Raw genomic sequence first — 17600 nt, forward strand, 5'->3', positions numbered from 1 at the left:
CCGCTCTTCACCCCGCGTCATCCGCCCTCCGTCAGTCCAGGACGAGCGACGACAACTGCGGCGAGTAGGTGGCGTGCAGCACGAGTGCGGCGCTGCCCACGACGGCCGCGTCGGAGCCTAGCGGGGAGGCCGCGACCTGGACCACGCGGATGTGCCGGGCCAGGGGCCTGGAGGCCAGCGCGGAGGCGACGGCGTCGACGTACCGGGACTCCACGTGCTGGATGCCGTGGCCGCCGAGGATGATGAGGTCCACGTCGATGAAGTTGGCGATCGACACGGCGACCGTGCCGACGTGCCGCGCGGCCTCGTCGACGACGGCGGCCGCGACCTCGTCGCCGGCTCCCGCCGCGAGCTGGACGGCGGCGTGGTCGACGGAGGCCGGGTCGCGGTCGAACGCCGGTGAGAGCAGGCTCGCCCCGGGCTTCTCGGCGAGACGGCGGTGCGCCTCGGCCACGATCGCCGACGGGTTCGCCAGCCCTTCCAGGCAGCCCCGGTTGCCGCAGTAGCACTCCGGGCCGTCCGACACCACCGTGGAGTGGCCGAACTCGCCGGCGTTGAGCGAACCGCCCCGGTAGACCTGGTGGTTGAGGACCAGGCCGCCGCCGATGCCGGTGCCGAAGAACAGGTAGGCGAAGTTCGCCACGCCGCGGCCCGCGCCGGACCAGCGCTCCCCGACCGCGGCAGCGGTCGCGTCGTTGTCGAGGGTCACCGGGAGCCCGGTGGCGTCGCTGAGCATCTGCTGCAGCGGTACCCGGGTCCAGTGGGCGAGCTGCGGCGGGGCGACGATCATGCCGTTGCGCTGGTCGATCGGGCCGGGGGTGGCCAGGCCCAGCCCCAGGACGTTCCCGCGCGGCACGTCGGCCTCGGCCAGCACCTCGGCGACCAGGTCGGCCATGGCGGCCACCACGTGCGTGGGATCGGTGCCGGGGGGAGTGGGGCGCCGTTTGACGACCAGCGGCCGGCCCAGCAGGTCGACCACGGAGCAGGTGAGTTCGACCGGGTCGAAGACGAGGCCGACGGCGTTGCCGGCGTCCGCGTTGACCCGCAGGGTGGTGCGGGGCTTGCCGCCGCCCGCGCCGCGGCTGGCCCCGTCCTCGCGCACGATGCCCTCGTCCAGCAGACGGCGCACGATCCCCGAGACGGTCTGCGGGGTCAGGCCCGTCTTCTGGGCGATCTCGACCCGGCTGATCCCGTCAGCGAGTTGGATCTGGTCCAGGACCACCGCCCGGTTGTACCGCCCGACTTTGGGGAGGTTTGTTCCTGCTTGCCGCACACGCGTTCCTCTCTTGCCGCAATGACGATACCGCTCCTGGGCGTTGACTTAGTAAAACAAATGGATTTAAAGTCCGGTGCCCAAGCCGTAACAGGTCCGGCATGGAGGCACGGCGCAGTGTCATCGGAGGCAAGTTGATGTCCACGAAATGTCGCATCCCAGGGGAGGCGGGCCCGCGTGATCGTCGCGGGACCCGCAGCGTGGAGCTGCGCGCATGAGCCGCGCCCCGATGCTGCTGGAGATGCGGTCCATCACCAAGACGTTCCCGGGCGTGACCGCACTCGCGGACGTCAACCTGGTGGTGAAGGAGGGGGAGATCCACGCGATCTGCGGCGAGAACGGCGCAGGCAAGTCCACCCTCATGAAGGTGCTGAGCGGCGTCCACCCGCACGGCAGTTACACCGGTGAGATCGTCTACCGGGGCGACACTGTCCGGTTCCACGACATCCGGGCCAGCGAGCAGGCCGGCATCGTCATCATCCACCAGGAACTGGCGCTGGTCCCCGGCATGTCGATCACGGAGAACATCTTCCTCGGCAACGAGCCGCGCAAACGTGGCGGGATCGACTGGAAGGCCGCGCAGCACCGGGCGCTGGAGCTGATGGAGCAGGTCGGCCTCAAGGAGGACCCCGACACGCTCGTCAAGGACATCGGCGTCGGCAAGCAGCAACTCGTCGAGATCGCAAAGGCGTTCGCCAAGGACGTGCGGCTGCTGATCCTCGACGAGCCGACCGCGGCCCTGAACGAGGCCGACTCGCAGCACCTGCTCGACCTGCTGCGCGGCTTCCGGGACCGCGGCATCACCTCGATCATGATCTCCCACAAGCTGAACGAGATCGAGGCGGTCGCCGACACCATCACCATCCTCCGCGACGGCCGGACGATCGAGAGCCTGGACGTCGAGGCCGACGGCGTGAACGAGGACCGCATCGTGCGCGGCATGGTCGGCCGGGAGCTCGACAGCCGGTTCCCCGACCACACGCCCGACATCGGCGAGGTGTTCTTCGAGGTCCGCGACTGGACCGTGCGGCACCCCGCGTCCGACGAACGCCTCGTGTGCAAGGGCTCCAGCTTCACGGTGCGGCGCGGTGAGATCGTCGGCTTCGCCGGCCTCATGGGCGCCGGACGCACCGAACTCGCGATGAGCCTGTTCGGCCGCTCCTACGGCACCTTCCTGTCGGGGCGGGTCTTCAAGGACGGCAAGGAGATCCACCTCAAGACGGTGTCGGAGGCCATCCGGCAGGGCCTCGCCTACGTCAGTGAGGACCGCAAGTCGATCGGCCTCAACCTGCTGGACGACATCAAGACCTCCATGGTCGCCGCCAAGCTCTCCAAGATCTCCCGCCACCAGGTCATCGACCCGGTGCGCGAGCACTCGATCGCCGAGGAGTACCGGCAGAACCTGAGGATCAAGACCCCCGGCGTGGACGAGGAGGTCGTCAAGCTCTCCGGCGGCAACCAGCAGAAGGTCGTCCTCGCCAAGTGGATGTTCACCGACCCCGACCTGCTCATCCTCGACGAGCCCACCCGCGGCATCGACGTGGGTGCCAAGTACGAGATCTACGGGATCATCCAGCGGCTGGTGGGCGAGGGCAAGGGCGTCATCGTCATCTCCTCGGAGCTGCCCGAGCTCATCGGACTGTGCGACCGCATCTACACGGTGTTCGAAGGTGCCATCACCGGTGAGGTGACGCGCCGCGACGCGAACCCGGAACTCCTCATGAAACAGATGACCTCTATGAAGAAGACACCGAGCCCATGAGCCGCATCTCAGACCTGCAGAAGAACCTCTTCGGGGGCACGGCCTCCAACGCCCGCCAGTTCGGCATGATCGCCACGCTGGTCGCGATCGTGCTCCTGTTCCAGATCTGGACGGGGGGCCTGACCCTGACCTCCGGCAACCTCATCGCCGTGGTCAGCCAGTACTCCTACATCCTGATCCTGGCCATCGGCATGCTGATGGTGATCGTCGCCGGGCACATCGACCTGTCGGTCGGCTCGGTGGCCGCCTTCACCGGGATCGTGGTCGCCAAGACGATGCAGGAGCACTCGCTCCCCTGGCCGCTGGGCATCCTGCTCGGCCTGCTCGTCGGCGCGGCGATCGGTGCCTGGCAGGGCTTCTGGGTCGCCTACGTGGGGGTGCCGGCGTTCATCGTCACCCTGGCCGGCATGCTCCTGTTCCGCGGCGGCAACCAGTACATCGGCAACGCCGACACCGTGCCGGTGCCCACCGGGTTCCGCGACATCGGCGCCGGCTTCCTGCCCGAGGTCGGTCCGGACACCGGCTACAACAACCTGACGCTGCTGCTCGGCCTGCTCGCCTGCGCGGGCGTGGTCTGGCGCGAGTGGCAGGCACGGCAGACCCGGCGCGCCATGGGCGCCGACGCCGTACCGCTGTGGATCACCGGGATCCGCCTGGTCGTGATGGTGGGCATCATCATCTTCACGACGCTGCGCTTCGCCGGCGGCCGCATCGGCACCAGCTTCCCGATCTCGGGCATCATCCTGATCGCCCTGGTGCTGGCGTACTCGTACTACACCCGCAACACCATCGGAGGCCGGCACATCTACGCCGTCGGAGGCAACTCCCGCGCGGCCGAACTGTCCGGCGTCAAGCTCCGGCGCGTCAACTTCCTGGTCATGATGAATATGTCCGTGCTGGCCGCGCTCGCCGGCATGATCTTCGTGGCCCGTTCCGCGGCGTCCGGCCCGCAGGACGGTCTGAGCTGGGAGCTCGACGCCATCGCGGCCGTCTTCATCGGCGGCGCCGCCGTCTCCGGCGGTCTCGGGACGATCAGCGGCTCCATCGTCGGCGGCCTGGTCATGGCGCTGCTCAACAACGGTCTCCAACTGGAGGGCGTGGGCTCGGACATGGTCCAGATCATCAAGGGCCTGGTCCTCCTCCTCGCCGTCGCGTTCGACGTCTACAGCAAGAGCCAGGGGCGCTTCTCGATCATCGGCACCCTGATGCGTCCGTTCAACCGGAACGAGACGTCCACACCGGTCGACCCGCCGAAACCGGCCTCCGACCCCGACAAGGCTCCGGTCGCGGGCTGACCGACCGGCAGTACCCAGGGTGCCGCAATCAGGGCGGCGCTCGTCTCTCCCCGCATTACCAGGAAAGGGCACAACCCACATGCGCAGAACCATCACCAGAGGCATCGCCGTGATCGGCGCCGCCGCGCTGCTCGCCCTGGGCACGGCGTGCTCCAACGAACGCGAGGGCGGCTCCACCGGCAAGGACACCAGCGACGCCAAGGGCGGCTTCGCGCAGGACGCCCTGGTCGGTGTCGCGCTCCCGGCGAAGACCTCGGAGAACTGGGTGCTCGCCGGTGACCTGTTCACCAACGGCCTGAAGGACGCCGGCTTCAAGGCCGACGTCCAGTACGCGGGTGCCTCGACCACCGTCGCGGACCAGCAGGCGCAGATCTCCTCCATGGTCACCAAGGGCGCGAAGGTCATCGTCATCGGCGCGACCGACGCCGCGCAGCTGTCCACCCAGGTCGCGCAGGCCAAGCAGGCCGGCGCCACCGTCATCGCCTACGACCGGCTCATCACCAACACGAAGGACGTCGACTACTACATCGCGTTCGACAACTTCAAGGTCGGCCAGCTCCAGGGCCAGGCGCTGCTGGACGGCATGAAGGCGAAGAAGGCCAAGGGGCCCTACACGATCGAGCTGTTCTCCGGTTCGCCGGACGACAACAACTCGAAGGTCTTCTTCGACGGTGCGATGGAGGTGCTGAAGCCCGCCATCGACAAGGGCGACATCGTTGTCGGTTCCGGTCAGACCGACATCAAGCAGACCGCGACCCAGGGCTGGAAGGCGGAGAACGCCCAGAGCCGCATGGACTCGCTGCTGAACTCCACGTACACCGGCAAGAAGACGCTCGACGGCGTGCTCTCGCCGAACGACACCCTCGCCCGCGCGATCATCACCTCGGTGAAGGGCGCCGGCAAGCCGGTCCCGGTCGTCACCGGCCAGGACTCCGAGGTCGAGTCGGTGAAGTCCATCATGGCGGGTGAGCAGTACTCCACCATCAACAAGGACACCCGCAAGCTCGTCGCCGAGACCATCAAGATGGTCCAGTCCCTGCAGAAGGGCGACAAGCCGACGATCAACGACACCAAGTCGTACAACAACGGCAGCAAGGTCGTCCCGTCCTACCTGCTCCCGCCGGTCATCGTGACCAAGGAGAACGCGGCCGAGGCCTACGCCAACGACCCCAAGCTCTCCCCGCTCACGAAGTAGTCCCGCACGGCCGCAGCCGCCGGTGCCCCGGACCCCACGTCCGGGCACCGGCGGCTGCCGCGTCCGCGCCGTCACGAGCAGTGCAGGAGACGGCGCGGCCCGATCCCGTCGTCGTGGATGAGCCGGATCTCGGTGTCGGCCATGCCGTCGTACCCGCTCAGGCACGAGGCGTCGATCTCGTCGCCGGCCAGGGAGACGGCGATCCGCTTCGCCTCCATCGCGTCGTTCGCGCGGTCCACCACGTAGTAGAGCCAGGTGGCGATCGGTCCCCGGGCGCAGACCCGGAACCCCACCAGCCACTTGTCCGCGGGGGTGGCGCGGCACGCCGAGATGTCCGGGCACCGTGGCGCGAGCGAGCACCCCACATGGTCGTGTCCGGGTGCTTGCCCGAGTCCGGACGCGGCCCTGACGATGTGCAGCATCGCGCGCCTCCTCAGACATCGGTCGTGCCCGGGTGGCACACGAGAAGAAGTTGACCCGTCTACCACTTGACCGGACAGCCCTCCGCGGTGTGACAGGTGCCGCGGGCGAGGCGAGGGCGGGGGCGCCCCTCGGTGAGGCCGTGCCGGGCACGCCGGTCCCGGGCGGCGCGTCGTGGACGCGGCCCGGGACCGGAGGGCGCGCCCTCATCCCCAGGCGCCGGCGATCTGCCGGGTCGTCGCGTTGAGCCGGTTGAACAGGTTGGTCACGCCGATCATCAGCACGATCGCGGCCAGCTGCTTCTCGTCGAAGTAGGTGGCGGCCGTGTCCCACACCTCGTCACCGACCGCGTCCGGGCGGTCGGCCAGCCGTGTCGCGGCCTCGGCCAGCGCGAGCGCCGCCCGCTCCTCCTCGCTGAAGTACGGGGCCTCCCGCCAGGCCGCGACCGTGGCCAGGCGCTCGTCGTCCACCCCCGCCTTGCGGGCCGTCTTGGCGCCGCCGTCGACGCAGGCGCTGCAACCGTTGATCTGGCTCACCCGCAGGTGCACCAACTCCAGCGTCTGGGCGTCGACCCCGCCGGAGTGCACGGCCTTGATCAGTTCCTGGATGGGCTGCATCGCGCCGGACAGGACCATGGCCGGGTTCTGCATACGGGACTGCATCGTGGTTCTCCCTCTTCCGGTTCGGCGCCCCGTTCCCCGGGGCGTGACTCCATGACAGCGCCCGGGACTTGCCATGGCGACGGCGGTGGGACACCGTGGGACACCCCGCACCGCCGTGTACAGCGGCGATGCGGCTGCGACGGGTTGGTCCGGGGTGGGACAGGAAGGCGGCGGACGGGTGGTCGCACAGCGGCGGACGGCGGAGGACGACGCACCGGAGGAGCTGGCCGCGCGGCTGCGCATGCTCCAGCAGCTGTCCGGGCGCGGGGTCCGCGCCCTGGCGCGGGACACGGGCCTGAGCTCGTCGTCGCTGTCGCGCTACCTCGCCGGCCGGACCGTGCCGCCCTGGCCCGCCGTCGTGGCCCTCTGCCGCCTCGTCAAGCGCGACCCGCGGCCCCTGCGCCCCCTGTGGGAACGGTCCTCCAACCCCCTGCCGGCGCCCCCGAGGACCAGCCGCCAGGTCCACCCCCCGACGCCGCTCGCGTCGGCCCCGCGCCCGCCCCGCAACGACCTGCCGCGCGACGCGCCCGACTTCACCGGACGCCGGTCCGAACTCGCCGCCGTGCTCGACGCGGTCGGCGGCAGCCGGGTGGTCGCCGTGGACGGCATGGCCGGCGTCGGCAAGACCTGCCTCGCCGTGCACGCCGCGCACCGCCTCGCCGCCGACTACCCCGACGCCCAGCTCTACCTGGACCTGCACGGCTTCACCGAGGGCCGCAGGCCGCTCGACCCCGACCCCGCGCTGCGGGCGCTGCTCGCCGCCCTCGACGTCCCCTCGGAGCGCGTCCCGCAGGAGGGCGTCGAGCAACTGGCCGCCTGCTGGCGGTCGGAACTGGCCCACCGGCGGGCCGTCCTCGTCCTGGACAACGCCGCCGACGCCGACCAGGTCCGCCCCCTGCTGCCCGGCGCGGGCTCCTCCGTCGCCCTGATCACCAGCCGCAACCGGCTGCTGGGCCTGGAGGAGGTGCCGCCGGTCTCGCTGGACGTGCTGACGCCGCAGGACAGCGCCGAACTGCTCGCCCGTGCCAGCGGCGAGCCCGCCGGCACCGAGGGACGGCTGGCCCGCGACCCGCGGGCGGCGGCCGAGGTGCTCCGGCTGTGCGGCAACCTGCCGCTGGCCCTGCGCCTGGCGGCGGCACGGCTGCGCCACCGGCCGGGCTGGACCGTGGGCGTCCTCGTCGAGCGGATGGCGGAGGGCCCGACCGAGTTCGACACGGCGTTCGCGATGTCCGTGAACCAGCTGGACCGCACCCAGCGCCGGCTGTTCCGGCTGCTGAGCCTCCTTCCTGGGGCGAGCTTCGACGAGTACGTGGCGGCGGCCCTCGCGGACACGCCGCTGCGCGACGTCCGGGCGGTGCTCGAGGACCTGCTCGACGCGCACCTGGTCCAGCAGCCGGCGCCCGGCCGCTACCGGCTGCACGACCTGGTGCGCCGCCACGCGCTGCGGGCCACCACCGAGCAGGATTCGGCGGCCGAGCGGGAACGGGCGCTGCGCCGGGTGCTCGACTACTACGTGCACGCCGCGGCGGCCGCCGACGCCACCATGCCCCTGCTGTCCCGCAGCCGCGTGCCCGGCGCGGGGCCCGCCCCCGCGGAACTGCCGCGGTTCAGCGGCAAGAACAGCGCCATGGCCTGGTTCGGCACCGAGTACCCCAACCTGATGGCCGCCTTCGAGGCCGCCCTCGCCGCCGGGGCCGACGCGCACGTGTGCGAACTGCCGCGCTTCATGCGCTCGTACTTCGCGCGGCGCTGCGGCACCACACAGCTCAACGTCCTCTTCGAGGGCTCCCTCGCCGCCGCCCGGCGCCTGGGCGATCCGCGGCAACTGGGCGAGGCGCACAGCGACCTGGGCTTCGCCCGCTACAACGCGGGACGGATGGCGGAGGCCGCCGCCGCGTACGAGGCGGCCGCCGTGCTCGTGGCGGAGACGGCGGACGTCGCGGCCGAGGCCGAACTCGCCATGCGGCGCGGCTACCTGGGCTGGGACCAGGGGTACGTGGAGGAGCCGCTGGAGCTGTTCCGGCTGGCGGGGAAGCTCTACGCGGACGCCGGCAGCCCGATGGGCACGGCCCACGCCACCGCCTACGAGGCCTGGGCCGTGCTGCAGTCGGGGCACCGCGAGGAAGCGGCGCTACTGGCCCGCCGGGCGTTGGAGGTCCCGCACGACGACCCCGCGTGGGCGCCCGCGCTCACCGCGCTCATCACCCTCGGGGTGGCCGTGGCACACGAGGAACCCGAGGCCGCCTCCGGCCATCTGCACCACGCCCTCGCCCTGGCCCGCGAGGACGGGCACCGGCACAACGAGGCGTGGTGCCTGAACTGCCTCGGAGTCGCCCTGCGCCGCATGGGCCGCTACGAGGAGGCGCTGGCCGGCCACCGCGAGGCGTTCGCGCTGCTCGACGAACTCTTCGAGGAGCAGTGGAAGATCCACTTCCTCAACGGGTACGCGGAGACCTGCCGGCTCGCGGGCCTGCCGGAGGAGGCCCTGCGGCTGCACCGCCAGGCGCTCGGCCTCGCCCCCCGGCTGGGGTACCGCTCCGAGGAGGCGAAGGCCCACGAGGGGATCGCGGCGGTCCTCGACGCCACGGATCCGTCCGCCGCCGCGGAGCACCGCGCCGCGGGCCGGGCCCTCCTGCGGGACGCCGGCCCGGACGTCCGGACCGCGGTGCCTCAGCCTGCGGCGGGGACGTAGGGGAAGGCCGAGGACGGCTTCGACGTGACGGACTCCCTGCCGATGCCCAGCGTGACGGGCGTGTCGGCGGCGAAGGAGAACATCACGTCCGGCGCGTTGTCGGTCAGCGACCGGCCGTTCCACCGAGCGAAGCCGAAGGACGCGGGCGTGCCGACCGTGTACGGCAGCATGTTCGGGCAGAAGCGGCCGACGACGAACCGGGCGTACGCCTCGGGGTCCTGGGCCGTGCCGTAGGCGCGGACCACGCCGGCGACCGCGTCGACGACGGCCTCGCCGTGGAGCCGGAGGTCGTCGGCGGGGGCGTTCTGGTTGAGCCGGTTGCCGAGATCCTCGTCGAACTGCGTGAACAACGGGTGGATCATCGGCAGTCCGGCCCGGTTGACCGGGCGCCAGCCACCCGCGTCGGTCGCCAGGGAGTCCAGGCCCCACACCCCGATCCGCCGCTCCTCGCCGGTGACGGGCAGCAACTCCTCGTCGGGGACCTCCAGGACGACGGAGTACACGGTGTGGCCCGCGAAGAGGTTCCTCGCTCCTTCGCGGCTCCAGCCCGACAGGTCGACGGTCGTCCCCTCCTTGAAGGCGCGCCCGACGGCGTGCAGCACGTCCGGCTCGATCCAGAACGGGTCGCCCGCCTTGCCGCACCACACCCGTCCGCCCCCGTCCGTGCCGACCGTCCCGCCGGTGCGGCCCCGGGCGATCACGGTCCCCTCGGCGGCGGGGTCGCGCGCATCGGGACCGGCCAGCCGGCGAACCTCGTAGGTCTGCGCCCCGTCGGCCGTGTCCCCGCCCTCGCGTTCGGCGAAGACGAAACGGTACGTGAGGTCCTCGACGGCGTCGCCGTTGCCGTCGATCTTGATCTCGTACCGTCCCTCGGGGTGGAACCCGCGGGGGACGTCCTCACCCCCCAGGGAGTGGCTGTGGTTCGTCACGAAGACGGTCCCGCCCACGCCCCGGAAGACGTACAGGTCGGTGATGTCCAGACGGGGGTCCTGCCGGGCGAGGGGGCAGTCGAGGTGGTGGGACATGCGGCGCTCCCGGTCGGCTGTGGGGCCGTGCGCATGGCGGCCGGTCCCTTCCACCATGCGAGCCGCGCGAAGCTGCGGCAACCGGGGCGTGAGGGCGCCGCCGCGGCCGGTCAGCGGGGCCCGTCGGGGGAGGCGGGAGAGGTGAGGGAGGTGACGGAGGCGAGCGCGGCTTCGCTCGGGCTTCCCGGTTCGGGGGTTCCCACGTGCAGCAGTTGCCCGGGGGCGTCGACCACCTCGAAGGTCTGGTAGGTCAGCTCGACCCGCCCCAGCGCGGGGTGGACGAACACCTTGAAGGCCCGGGGCAGGCCGCCCACGGTCCGGTCCTCCCACAGTGCCGCGAACTCGGGTGAGGACTGGGTCAGTTCGGCGACGAGACCGGTGATGCCGGGGTCGTCCGGGAACCGCCCGGCGTTCAGCCGCAGCGCGTACACGGTGCTGCGTCGCAGCAGTTCCCGGTCCGTGAACACCTCTGCGCCGCGCGGGTGCCCGAACAGGATGCGAGGCATGTTCCGTTCGGCCCCGAAGGGCGCGAGCAGCGCCTCGGCGACCGGATTCGCGGCGAGGACGTCGAAGGCCGGGCCGAGGACGTAGGCCGCGGCGTGCGGGAACGCCCCGAGCAGCTGCAGAAGTGCGGGGTGCACGCGCCCGGGGAGGTCGTCGCCCACGAGCCGGGGGCCGAGTCCCGCCAGCTGGTGGAGGTGGCCGCGGGCGTCGGGAGCGAGCTTCAGTGCCCGGCCGAGGGCGTCGACGACCTGGGCGGAGGGGTTGCGTTCGCGGCCCTGCTCGAGGCGGGCGTAGTAGTCCGCGCTCACCCCCGAGAGCACGGCGACCTCCTCCCGCCGCAGCCCGCGGACGCGTCGCCCGGAGCCCCCCGCGGCCAGTCCCGCGGCGGCCGGCTCCACGCGTGCCCGGCTCGCGCGCAGGAAGGCGCCGAGCTCGTTGTCGCGTGGCGGTGTCATGCCCTCGATGCTAACCGCGCGCGCCGGTGGAGCCGGGCACGGGCGGCGTGCCGATGCCGGCCGGGTGGGTGTGTGGCACCCAGGTTCACGGACCCTTCCTCCCGTTCCGTCAGCGCGGTCGGATGGAGGGCGCGGCGGGTCGCCGCCGTGACCACACCTTCGAGAAGCAGGAACCACCATGTCGACGAACCCGAAGACCGTCCTGATCACCGGTGCCGCCAGCGGCATCGGCGAGGCCACCGCCCGCCGTCTCGCACGGCAGGGCCACACGGTGCTCCTCGGCGCCCGGCGCACCGCGCGGCTGGCCGCGATCACCGACGAGTTGCGTGCCGCCGGCGCGACCGCCGCGTACCGCGAGCTGGACGTCACCAGCCTCGACTCGGTACGTGCCTTCACCGCCGCCGCCGTGGAGGAGTACGGCCGCGTCGACGTGCTGGTCAACAACGCCGGCGTGATGTCCCTCTCGCTCCTCGCCGACCTGCGCGTGGACGAGTGGGAGCAGATGATCGACGTCAACCTCCGCGGCGTGCTCCACGGCATCGCCGCGGCACTGCCCGTGATGCGGCGGCAGGGGGCCGGGCACATCGTGAACGTGTCGTCGGTGTCCGGCCACCGGGTCGACCCGACGGCGGCCGTCTACAGCGCCACCAAGTTCGCCGTGGCCGCACTCTCCGAGGGCCTGCGCCAGGAGAGCCGGGACGTGCGGGTGACCGTCGTCAGCCCCGGCTTCACGCAGAGCGAGCTGACCGAGCGGGGCGGTTCGGAGGAAGCCCGGGCCGCCGCCCACGCGGCCGCCCAGCAGCTCGCGATCCCGGCGTCCGCCATCGCCGACGCCATCGCCTTCGCGATCGACCGGCCCGCGGACGTCGACGTGAACGAACTCGTCGTACGTCCCACCGCCCAGGGCTGAGAGGGCGCCGTCCACGCCGCCCAGCCCGTCACCGGGCGGGGCGGGCGCCGGACCGGCGTTCCCTCCCGTCGCGGCGTGCGTGAGCGCACGGCCGGCCGCGCCCCCCGATGCCGACCGGGCCGCCGGGGCTCAGCCGCGCCGGTGCGGGTCCCCGGTGCCATGCTCGTCGCGGGTGCGCCAGGACCCGGCGCGAGGCTGGGGCCGCGCCTCCGGTGGCGGCTGCCGCCGCCGTACCCGGCGTCCGAAGGTCACCGCCGCGACGAGCACCACCACCAGCACGATGCCGACGACGAGCGGCACCGTGCCGACGAGGTGGTCATGGGTCAGGGCCAGGGGCATCCGTTCCGTCCGCATGGGACGCGGCTACCCCTCGACTCCGGATGAACGCATGCCGTCGTTGCCCGGGTGCCTCACGTTCGCGCCGATGACGAGCGCGTGACCTCCGCGGCGGTCAGGCCGCGGGGGCGAACTCGGCCCAGTGCGTGGCGCGACCGGTCGCGCACTCGCACCGCTCGCCGTGCGCCGCGGCGACCTGGTCCACGATGGTCAGGCCCCGGCCGTGTTCGCTGTCGCTGCAGCTGGCGGCCCACTCCCCGATGGAGGCGGCCGGTCCGCCGTCGCTGACCTCGACGCGGACCTGCCCGTTGCCGCGCCCGTGGTCCAGCCGGAGCACGATCGGCGGCCGGGCGTATTCGACGGCGTTGGTGACGAGTTCCGAGACGACGAGCAGCGCCTCGTCGGTGGTGGCCGTCGGCACCTTCCAGCGCTGCAGGGTTTCCTTGGTGAGCCTGCGGGCCTGCGCGGGGGCGTCGGCCCGGTAGGAGAGCGTCCAGCCTTCTTCCTGGGCCGGCAGGGGGTGCCGGCCCGGCAGCTGATCCGCTTCGACGGTGTCCATCCCCATCCCTCTCGTTGTACCTGTAGGTACAACAAGGCCGGGTCGCCGCCGATTCCGCGGGCCGGACGCTACGCGCCCGGGTCGGGCGGGCGCAGCAGGGCCCCGACGCCGTCGTCGAGGGCGAGGGTCGCGCGGGGCACCACCACGAGCTCCGCACCGGTGCGTGCCGCGGCGCGCAGCAGGGCGGCTCCGGCAGGTTCCCCCGGCCCCGCCCGGAGCCGGTCCGGGGGCGGGGGCGGGTCGTTGACCAGGACGGCCGCGGCCCGCGCGCCCCGCAGGGCCGCGACGACGGCCGCGGTGCCCTCGCAGGCGGTGCGGTCCCGGGTCCGCTGCGCGAGGTACGCCTCCAGCCGGGCCTGGTCGGCGGCGCTGAGCCGGCCGCCCAGCGCGCGGGCGAGGTGTTCCTCCAGCACGGCTTCGTCGGGCGTGCCGCCGGGTTCGCCGGAGACCGTGACCGTGGCGTTCCCGAGGCGCTCCGGCATGAGGCCGGCCAGCACGTCCGCGGCGCGCGGGTCATCGGGGTCGCGGCCCAGCACGAGCACTTCGGCGGCGCCGCGTTCGGCGAGGTCGGCCAGGTCACCGGCGAGCGGCGGTGCGGACTGGGGCCAGTCCTGCGCCGGTACGGTCTGCCGGACGGCGGGATCCATGTCGGGGCGTCCGGCCGGCCAGCGTCCGGTCCGGGCGGTGACCCGGATGCCGTCCCCGTCCCCGGTGCGGCCGACGAACAGCGCCAGGTAAGGGATGTCCGGCGCGCGCTGCACCACCAGCGGCAGGGCGTCCGGCAGGGCGTCGAGCTCGGCCCGGTCGCGTACCGGGGGCTCGGGCAGTTCCTCCGCCAGCACCAGTTCCCCGCGCGTGGCGAACAGGGCCTGGCCGTGCCGTCCGGGGAGGTCGTCGTCGATCCCCACCGCGGCGTGCAGGGCGTGGACGGTGGCGGGGTCGGCGCCGTGGGCGGTGAGGTCGTCGCGCAGCCGCCGCCAGCGCCGCGCGATGACCCGGTCCGCGTCCTCGACGTCGCGGGAGGTGTCCAGGTAGGCGCTCGCCCACGGGCCCGGCCGGTCGAACAGCGGTTGCAGGAACGACAGCTTCATCAGGGTGCCTCCCGGGACGGGCGCCCGCGGCCGGGAGGCGAGCGGGGCCCGTGCGATCGGAGGGTGCGCCGGCGACCGGTGTGCCGGACCCCTCGAGCGTCCCCGTACCCGGGCGGTGATCCCTTAAGCGTGGCGGCGCGGACAACGGGCCTCCCGGGCCGCCACGCGGCTCAGGAGAGGCAGCCGACGTGTGCGAGGGCCTGCCGGAGCAGTACGCCCTGACCGCCCTGCATCTCCTGCTGCAACTGCGGCGACGACGCCTCCTGCGGGGTGAACCACACCAGGTCGAGGGCGTCCTGCCGCGGGTGGCAGTCGCCCGCAACGGGGACGACGTAGGCCAGCGACACCGCGTGCTGCCGGGGGTCGTGGAAGGGGGTCACGCCCTGCGTCGGGAAGTACTCCGCGATGGTGAAGGGCTGCGGGGAGACCGGGATGCGGGGCAGCGCCATCGGCCCGAGGTCCTTCTCCAGGTGACGGACGAGCGCCTCGCGGACCCGCTCGTGGTGGAGCACCCGCCCGGAGACGAGGGCGCGGCTGACGCTCCCGTCGGGTCCGATGCGCAGGAGGAGACCGATGTGGGTCACCTCCCCGCTGTCGTCGACCCGCACGGGCACGGCGTCGACGTAGAGGATCGGCATGCGTGCGCGGGTCAGCTCCAGCTCGTCCGTGGACAGCCAGCCGGGCGTGGTTTCGGTCATGTCGGCCATCGGGTGATCGTACGCGGAGAGAACGCCACGTGGGGGTGATCGACGACGTGCGCCGCCAACCCGTCCGACGCGCCCCGTCAGGCCCGTTCCCCGTCCGCCCTGAGCTCGGCGAGCAGCGCGTAGAGGGTCGAGCGGGACGTCCCGAGGGCGCCGGCGACGACGGGCACGGCGCCGCGCCTCGCGAAGACCCCGGCGCGTTCGAGTTCGCCGAGGACGGCGAGGCGGTCCACGCGGTCCAGGCGTTCGGCGGGGCGGCCCCGGGCGCGGATGCGGGCAGCGATGACCCGGTCCACCTGCCGGGTCCACCCCTCCTCCAGGGACGCCTCGTCCGCGGGCTCGGCGGCCGGGGCCCCGAACGCGGCCAGGACGGCGGCCGCCCGGTCCAGCGGTGTGCGGTCCAGGTGGACGCAGAGCACGGCCGACGCGGTGCCGTCGGCAGCGCGCAGCACCGCGCTGACGGAGGACACCCGGCGGCCGCCGGGGAGCAGTGTCTCCCGGGGGCCGTCGACGTCGTCCGCCGGGCGCCCCGGCGGTCCCAGCTCGCCCGGCAGCGGCCGGTCCCCGGCGGCGCGGCGCGTCACCGGGTTCCAGACGGCCAGCACGCGCTCCTCCCCGGCGTCGTGCAGGACCACCTCGGCGTGCGGGCTGAGGAGCCTGGCCACGGCCTCGCAGGCCGGCCCCCACAGCGCGACGCGCGGATCGATGTCGTCGTCCACCCGGAACCCCTTCCTCCCCCGGGACCGCCCCCCGGCTCCGGCGAGCCGGCCGTGGCCGCGGGGGAGGGCCGTCGTGTCTGGTGGCGGTCCCGGGAGGGCACCGTGGCGCTACGGGGCCGTCGGCCGGTCCCTGAGCGCCCGCCACAGGATCCGGTAGAAGTCCGCGTAGCTGCGCTCCACGTGCACGGCGAGGGTGCGCGTCTCCTCGTGACGCTCGCCGAGACGGTTGATCGGCACCGTCATCGCCGCGTGGTGCTCGATGTGCAGGTTGTTGCCGTTGGTGAACCAGGTGCTCAGCCGACTGCCGCGGATCGAGCGGGTGTTGCGCAGCACGTCCGTCGTCTCCGTGTCGCACAGCAGGTGTTCCGGCAGTTCCACCAGGAAGTGCAGCGGGACGGCGAGCAGCAGCGGGACGACCCACAGCCGCAGCACGTACTCGCCGTGGCCGAGGACCGCCAGGACGGCCGCGCTCGCCACCGCCGCGCCCAGCAGGGCGTGTTCGGTGACGATCCGCCGCCGCATCGCCGGCGCGACGTGCCCGAACGCGTACGTCCAGCGCCCCGTGACCGCGCGGACGACGTCCGCGCCGACGGCGCCCAGGCGCGGGTAGTCCAGCAGCCCGCGCAGCAGCGCCCGGAAGGTCAGCGGTCCCCGGGTGTCGAAGCCGAAGAACTCCGTGTCCTGCGGGGTGCCCAGGTAGCGGTGGTGCTGCAGATGGCGCACCCGGTAGTGGCTGTAGACCACGAGGAGCGGCATCCCCAGGGGCACGCCCACCAGCCGGTGCGGGAACGCGCGCCGGAAGGCCGAGTGGTGCAGGCACTGGTGCTGCAACTCGACGGCGTGGGTGAACATGGCCGCGAGCACGACGATTCCGGCGCCCGCCGCCCACAGGTTCCCTTGCACGGCCAGCACGGCTCCGGCGCAGGTGAGGAGCGCCAGGAGGGCCAGCTTGCCGAGGAAGACCCGCTCGTCGGAGGAGGTCACCCGCAGCCGTGCGAACAGGACGGCGGGAGCCGCGGGCGGGGCGCTCTCGCGCTCGGGGAGGAGCCGGTCAACGGCCACTGAGCACCACCACGTGCGTACCGGGCACCAGGCCCTCGGAGCGGGCGGTGCGGAGCAGGCCCGCCAGCGCGACGGCCCCGGCGGCGGTCGGGAAGGCGCCGTACTCGGCCAGCGCGTCACGGGCGTCGCACAGCTCCCGGTCGTCGGCGCCGAGGACGGTACCGCCGGTGGCCGCGATCGCCGTCATGGCCTCGTCGCCCTGCAGGGCGTGCCAGTTGACGAGCGGCTGGTTGTGGTCGGTGGTGGAGACGGACTCCGGCGGCAGCGTCCGGTACGGGCCCGGCCAGCAGGTCACCATCGGGTTGTTGCCGGCCGAGCCGACACCGTTGATCACCGTGTCCCAGCCGAGCAGCTCCAGTTGGCGCCGCACCGCGATGGCGGTCGTGCCGTTGCCGACGGGCAGCCAGATCGCCGCGGGCGCTTCGGGCAGTGCGGCCCTCAGCGCGGACACGACCACGCCGTGGCCCTCGAACACGGCCTCGACGTACGGGCCGTCCACGTTGCCGTCGACGCAGTCCCCGGTGGCGGCCAGCCGGCGGGACTCGTCCACGGCGTCCTCGTAGGCCCCGTCCACGAGGTGGACGCGGGCTCCGGCGGCGCGCATCGCCTCGCCGCCGTCGCTCCACCCGGAGGGGAGGACGACTGTGCACTCCACTCCGGCGACCTGACAGGCCGTGGCCATGGCCCGCCCGTAGTTGCCGCAGGTAGCGATGGTGACGTGCCGGTGGCCGTCGGCAACGGCGCGGGCCACGACCGCGCGGGCGGCGGGCTCCTTGTGGCTTCCCGAGGCGTAGCGCGTCTCGTCCTTGACCAGGATCCGGGCGCCGGGCACCAGGGCGGAGACGTCGATGAGGGGCGTGCCGAAGGCGTCCGAGGGCGCTTCGGCGGACAGCGGTGCGGGGGTGGGCATGACGGTTCCTTCGGGGGGTGGTGGAG

17 protein-coding genes are annotated in these 17600 nt (G+C 73.0%); 5 read left to right on the forward strand and 12 right to left on the reverse strand.

Annotated elements, in window-relative coordinates; all coding sequences use genetic code 11:
• Window positions 1–31: 31 nt before the first annotated feature.
• Window positions 32–1222 (reverse strand): ROK family transcriptional regulator, encoded by a 1191-nt coding sequence (locus tag ACZ7MY_RS31845; protein ID WP_499606757.1) that lies wholly within the window; start codon window positions 1220–1222, stop codon window positions 32–34.
• 265 nt (window positions 1223–1487) lie between these two features.
• Here ACZ7MY_RS31845 and mmsA point away from each other — a divergent pair, with 265 nt between their 5' ends.
• The 3 genes from mmsA to ACZ7MY_RS31860 all read left to right on the forward strand — a co-directional run bounded on the left by mmsA (window position 1488) and on the right by ACZ7MY_RS31860 (window position 5525).
• Window positions 1488–3035: a multiple monosaccharide ABC transporter ATP-binding protein gene (mmsA, locus tag ACZ7MY_RS31850; RefSeq protein WP_499606758.1), complete on the forward strand. Its 1548-nt coding sequence runs from the start codon at window positions 1488–1490 to the stop codon at window positions 3033–3035.
• Window positions 3032–4330: a multiple monosaccharide ABC transporter permease gene (gene mmsB / locus ACZ7MY_RS31855; protein ID WP_499606759.1), complete on the forward strand. Its 1299-nt coding sequence runs from the start codon at window positions 3032–3034 to the stop codon at window positions 4328–4330. Before mmsA ends, mmsB begins: the two co-directional genes overlap by 4 nt.
• A gap of 79 nt (window positions 4331–4409) precedes the next feature.
• Window positions 4410–5525, forward strand: a complete 1116-nt coding sequence (locus ACZ7MY_RS31860; RefSeq protein WP_499606760.1) for a substrate-binding domain-containing protein — start codon at window positions 4410–4412, stop codon at window positions 5523–5525.
• Window positions 5526–5596: 71 nt separating this feature from the next.
• On the opposite strand, the gene ACZ7MY_RS31865 is transcribed toward ACZ7MY_RS31860, so the two are convergent.
• Together ACZ7MY_RS31865 and ACZ7MY_RS31870 are read right to left on the reverse strand one after the other, a co-directional pair.
• Window positions 5597–5947: a hypothetical protein gene (locus ACZ7MY_RS31865; protein WP_499606761.1), complete on the reverse strand. Its 351-nt coding sequence runs from the start codon at window positions 5945–5947 to the stop codon at window positions 5597–5599.
• A 204-nt stretch (window positions 5948–6151) separates the two neighbouring features.
• A complete protein-coding gene (locus ACZ7MY_RS31870; protein WP_499606762.1) occupies window positions 6152–6607 on the reverse strand; it encodes a carboxymuconolactone decarboxylase family protein in 456 nt (151 codons plus the stop codon).
• Between the two features lie 178 nt (window positions 6608–6785).
• Here ACZ7MY_RS31870 and ACZ7MY_RS31875 point away from each other — a divergent pair, with 178 nt between their 5' ends.
• Entirely contained in the window at window positions 6786–9299 is a 2514-nt protein-coding gene (locus ACZ7MY_RS31875; protein WP_499606763.1) for a helix-turn-helix domain-containing protein, read from the forward strand.
• Here ACZ7MY_RS31875 and ACZ7MY_RS31880 read toward each other — a convergent pair.
• Together ACZ7MY_RS31880 and ACZ7MY_RS31885 are read right to left on the reverse strand one after the other, a co-directional pair.
• On the reverse strand, window positions 9278–10324 hold the full coding sequence (locus ACZ7MY_RS31880; RefSeq protein ID WP_499606764.1) for a DUF4331 family protein: 1047 nt from the start codon (window positions 10322–10324) through the stop codon (window positions 9278–9280). The two genes, ACZ7MY_RS31875 and ACZ7MY_RS31880, sit on opposite strands and share 22 nt — an antisense overlap.
• Before the next feature lie 110 nt (window positions 10325–10434).
• On the reverse strand, window positions 10435–11283 hold the full coding sequence (locus ACZ7MY_RS31885; RefSeq protein WP_499606765.1) for a helix-turn-helix transcriptional regulator: 849 nt from the start codon (window positions 11281–11283) through the stop codon (window positions 10435–10437).
• A 178-nt stretch (window positions 11284–11461) separates the two neighbouring features.
• Between ACZ7MY_RS31885 and ACZ7MY_RS31890 the strand changes: the two genes are divergently transcribed.
• On the forward strand, window positions 11462–12193 hold the full coding sequence (locus ACZ7MY_RS31890) for an SDR family oxidoreductase (protein WP_499606766.1): 732 nt from the start codon (window positions 11462–11464) through the stop codon (window positions 12191–12193).
• Window positions 12194–12322: 129 nt separating this feature from the next.
• Here ACZ7MY_RS31890 and ACZ7MY_RS31895 read toward each other — a convergent pair whose 3' ends face one another.
• The 7 genes from ACZ7MY_RS31895 to ACZ7MY_RS31925 all read right to left on the reverse strand — a co-directional run bounded on the left by ACZ7MY_RS31895 (window position 12323) and on the right by ACZ7MY_RS31925 (window position 17574).
• Complete coding sequence (locus ACZ7MY_RS31895) at window positions 12323–12547, reverse strand: DUF6479 family protein (RefSeq protein WP_499606767.1); 225 nt, start codon at window positions 12545–12547, stop codon at window positions 12323–12325.
• A 97-nt stretch (window positions 12548–12644) separates the two neighbouring features.
• Window positions 12645–13094, reverse strand: coding sequence for an ATP-binding protein (locus ACZ7MY_RS31900; RefSeq protein ID WP_499606768.1), 450 nt, complete (start codon window positions 13092–13094; stop codon window positions 12645–12647).
• 62 nt (window positions 13095–13156) lie between these two features.
• Window positions 13157–14179 carry a baeRF2 domain-containing protein gene (locus ACZ7MY_RS31905; RefSeq protein ID WP_499606769.1) on the reverse strand — a complete coding sequence of 341 codons (1023 nt, stop codon included), beginning with the start codon at window positions 14177–14179 and terminating at the stop codon, window positions 13157–13159.
• Between the two features lie 170 nt (window positions 14180–14349).
• Window positions 14350–14886: an NUDIX hydrolase family protein gene (locus ACZ7MY_RS31910; RefSeq protein WP_499606770.1), complete on the reverse strand. Its 537-nt coding sequence runs from the start codon at window positions 14884–14886 to the stop codon at window positions 14350–14352.
• Between the two features lie 77 nt (window positions 14887–14963).
• Window positions 14964–15602, reverse strand: a complete 639-nt coding sequence (locus tag ACZ7MY_RS31915; protein ID WP_499606771.1) for a helix-turn-helix domain-containing protein — start codon at window positions 15600–15602, stop codon at window positions 14964–14966.
• A gap of 108 nt (window positions 15603–15710) precedes the next feature.
• A complete protein-coding gene (locus ACZ7MY_RS31920) occupies window positions 15711–16664 on the reverse strand; it encodes a fatty acid desaturase family protein (protein ID WP_499606772.1) in 954 nt (317 codons plus the stop codon).
• Window positions 16654–17574 carry a pyridoxal-phosphate dependent enzyme gene (locus ACZ7MY_RS31925; RefSeq protein ID WP_499606773.1) on the reverse strand — a complete coding sequence of 307 codons (921 nt, stop codon included), beginning with the start codon at window positions 17572–17574 and terminating at the stop codon, window positions 16654–16656. Before ACZ7MY_RS31925 ends, ACZ7MY_RS31920 begins: the two co-directional genes overlap by 11 nt.
• Between the last annotated feature and the right edge of the window lie 26 nt (window positions 17575–17600).

Source organism: Streptomyces sp. NPDC111520 (assembly GCF_055635295.1).

Coding starts and splice junctions, on each gene's coding strand:
- ACZ7MY_RS31880 (WP_499606764.1), bottom strand. CDS start 10,324: ATGTCCCACCACCTCGACTGCCCCCTCGCCCGGCAGGACCCCCGTCTG.
- ACZ7MY_RS31890 (WP_499606766.1), top strand. CDS start 11,462: ATGTCGACGAACCCGAAGACCGTCCTGATCACCGGTGCCGCCAGCGGC.
- ACZ7MY_RS31905 (WP_499606769.1), bottom strand. CDS start 14,179: ATGAAGCTGTCGTTCCTGCAACCGCTGTTCGACCGGCCGGGCCCGTGG.
- ACZ7MY_RS31865 (WP_499606761.1), bottom strand. CDS start 5,947: ATGCTGCACATCGTCAGGGCCGCGTCCGGACTCGGGCAAGCACCCGGA.
- mmsA (WP_499606758.1), top strand. CDS start 1,488: ATGAGCCGCGCCCCGATGCTGCTGGAGATGCGGTCCATCACCAAGACG.
- ACZ7MY_RS31895 (WP_499606767.1), bottom strand. CDS start 12,547: ATGCGGACGGAACGGATGCCCCTGGCCCTGACCCATGACCACCTCGTC.
- ACZ7MY_RS31900 (WP_499606768.1), bottom strand. CDS start 13,094: ATGGGGATGGACACCGTCGAAGCGGATCAGCTGCCGGGCCGGCACCCC.
- ACZ7MY_RS31925 (WP_499606773.1), bottom strand. CDS start 17,574: ATGCCCACCCCCGCACCGCTGTCCGCCGAAGCGCCCTCGGACGCCTTC.
- ACZ7MY_RS31885 (WP_499606765.1), bottom strand. CDS start 11,283: ATGACACCGCCACGCGACAACGAGCTCGGCGCCTTCCTGCGCGCGAGC.
- ACZ7MY_RS31860 (WP_499606760.1), top strand. CDS start 4,410: ATGCGCAGAACCATCACCAGAGGCATCGCCGTGATCGGCGCCGCCGCG.
- ACZ7MY_RS31910 (WP_499606770.1), bottom strand. CDS start 14,886: ATGGCCGACATGACCGAAACCACGCCCGGCTGGCTGTCCACGGACGAG.
- ACZ7MY_RS31870 (WP_499606762.1), bottom strand. CDS start 6,607: ATGCAGTCCCGTATGCAGAACCCGGCCATGGTCCTGTCCGGCGCGATG.
- mmsB (WP_499606759.1), top strand. CDS start 3,032: ATGAGCCGCATCTCAGACCTGCAGAAGAACCTCTTCGGGGGCACGGCC.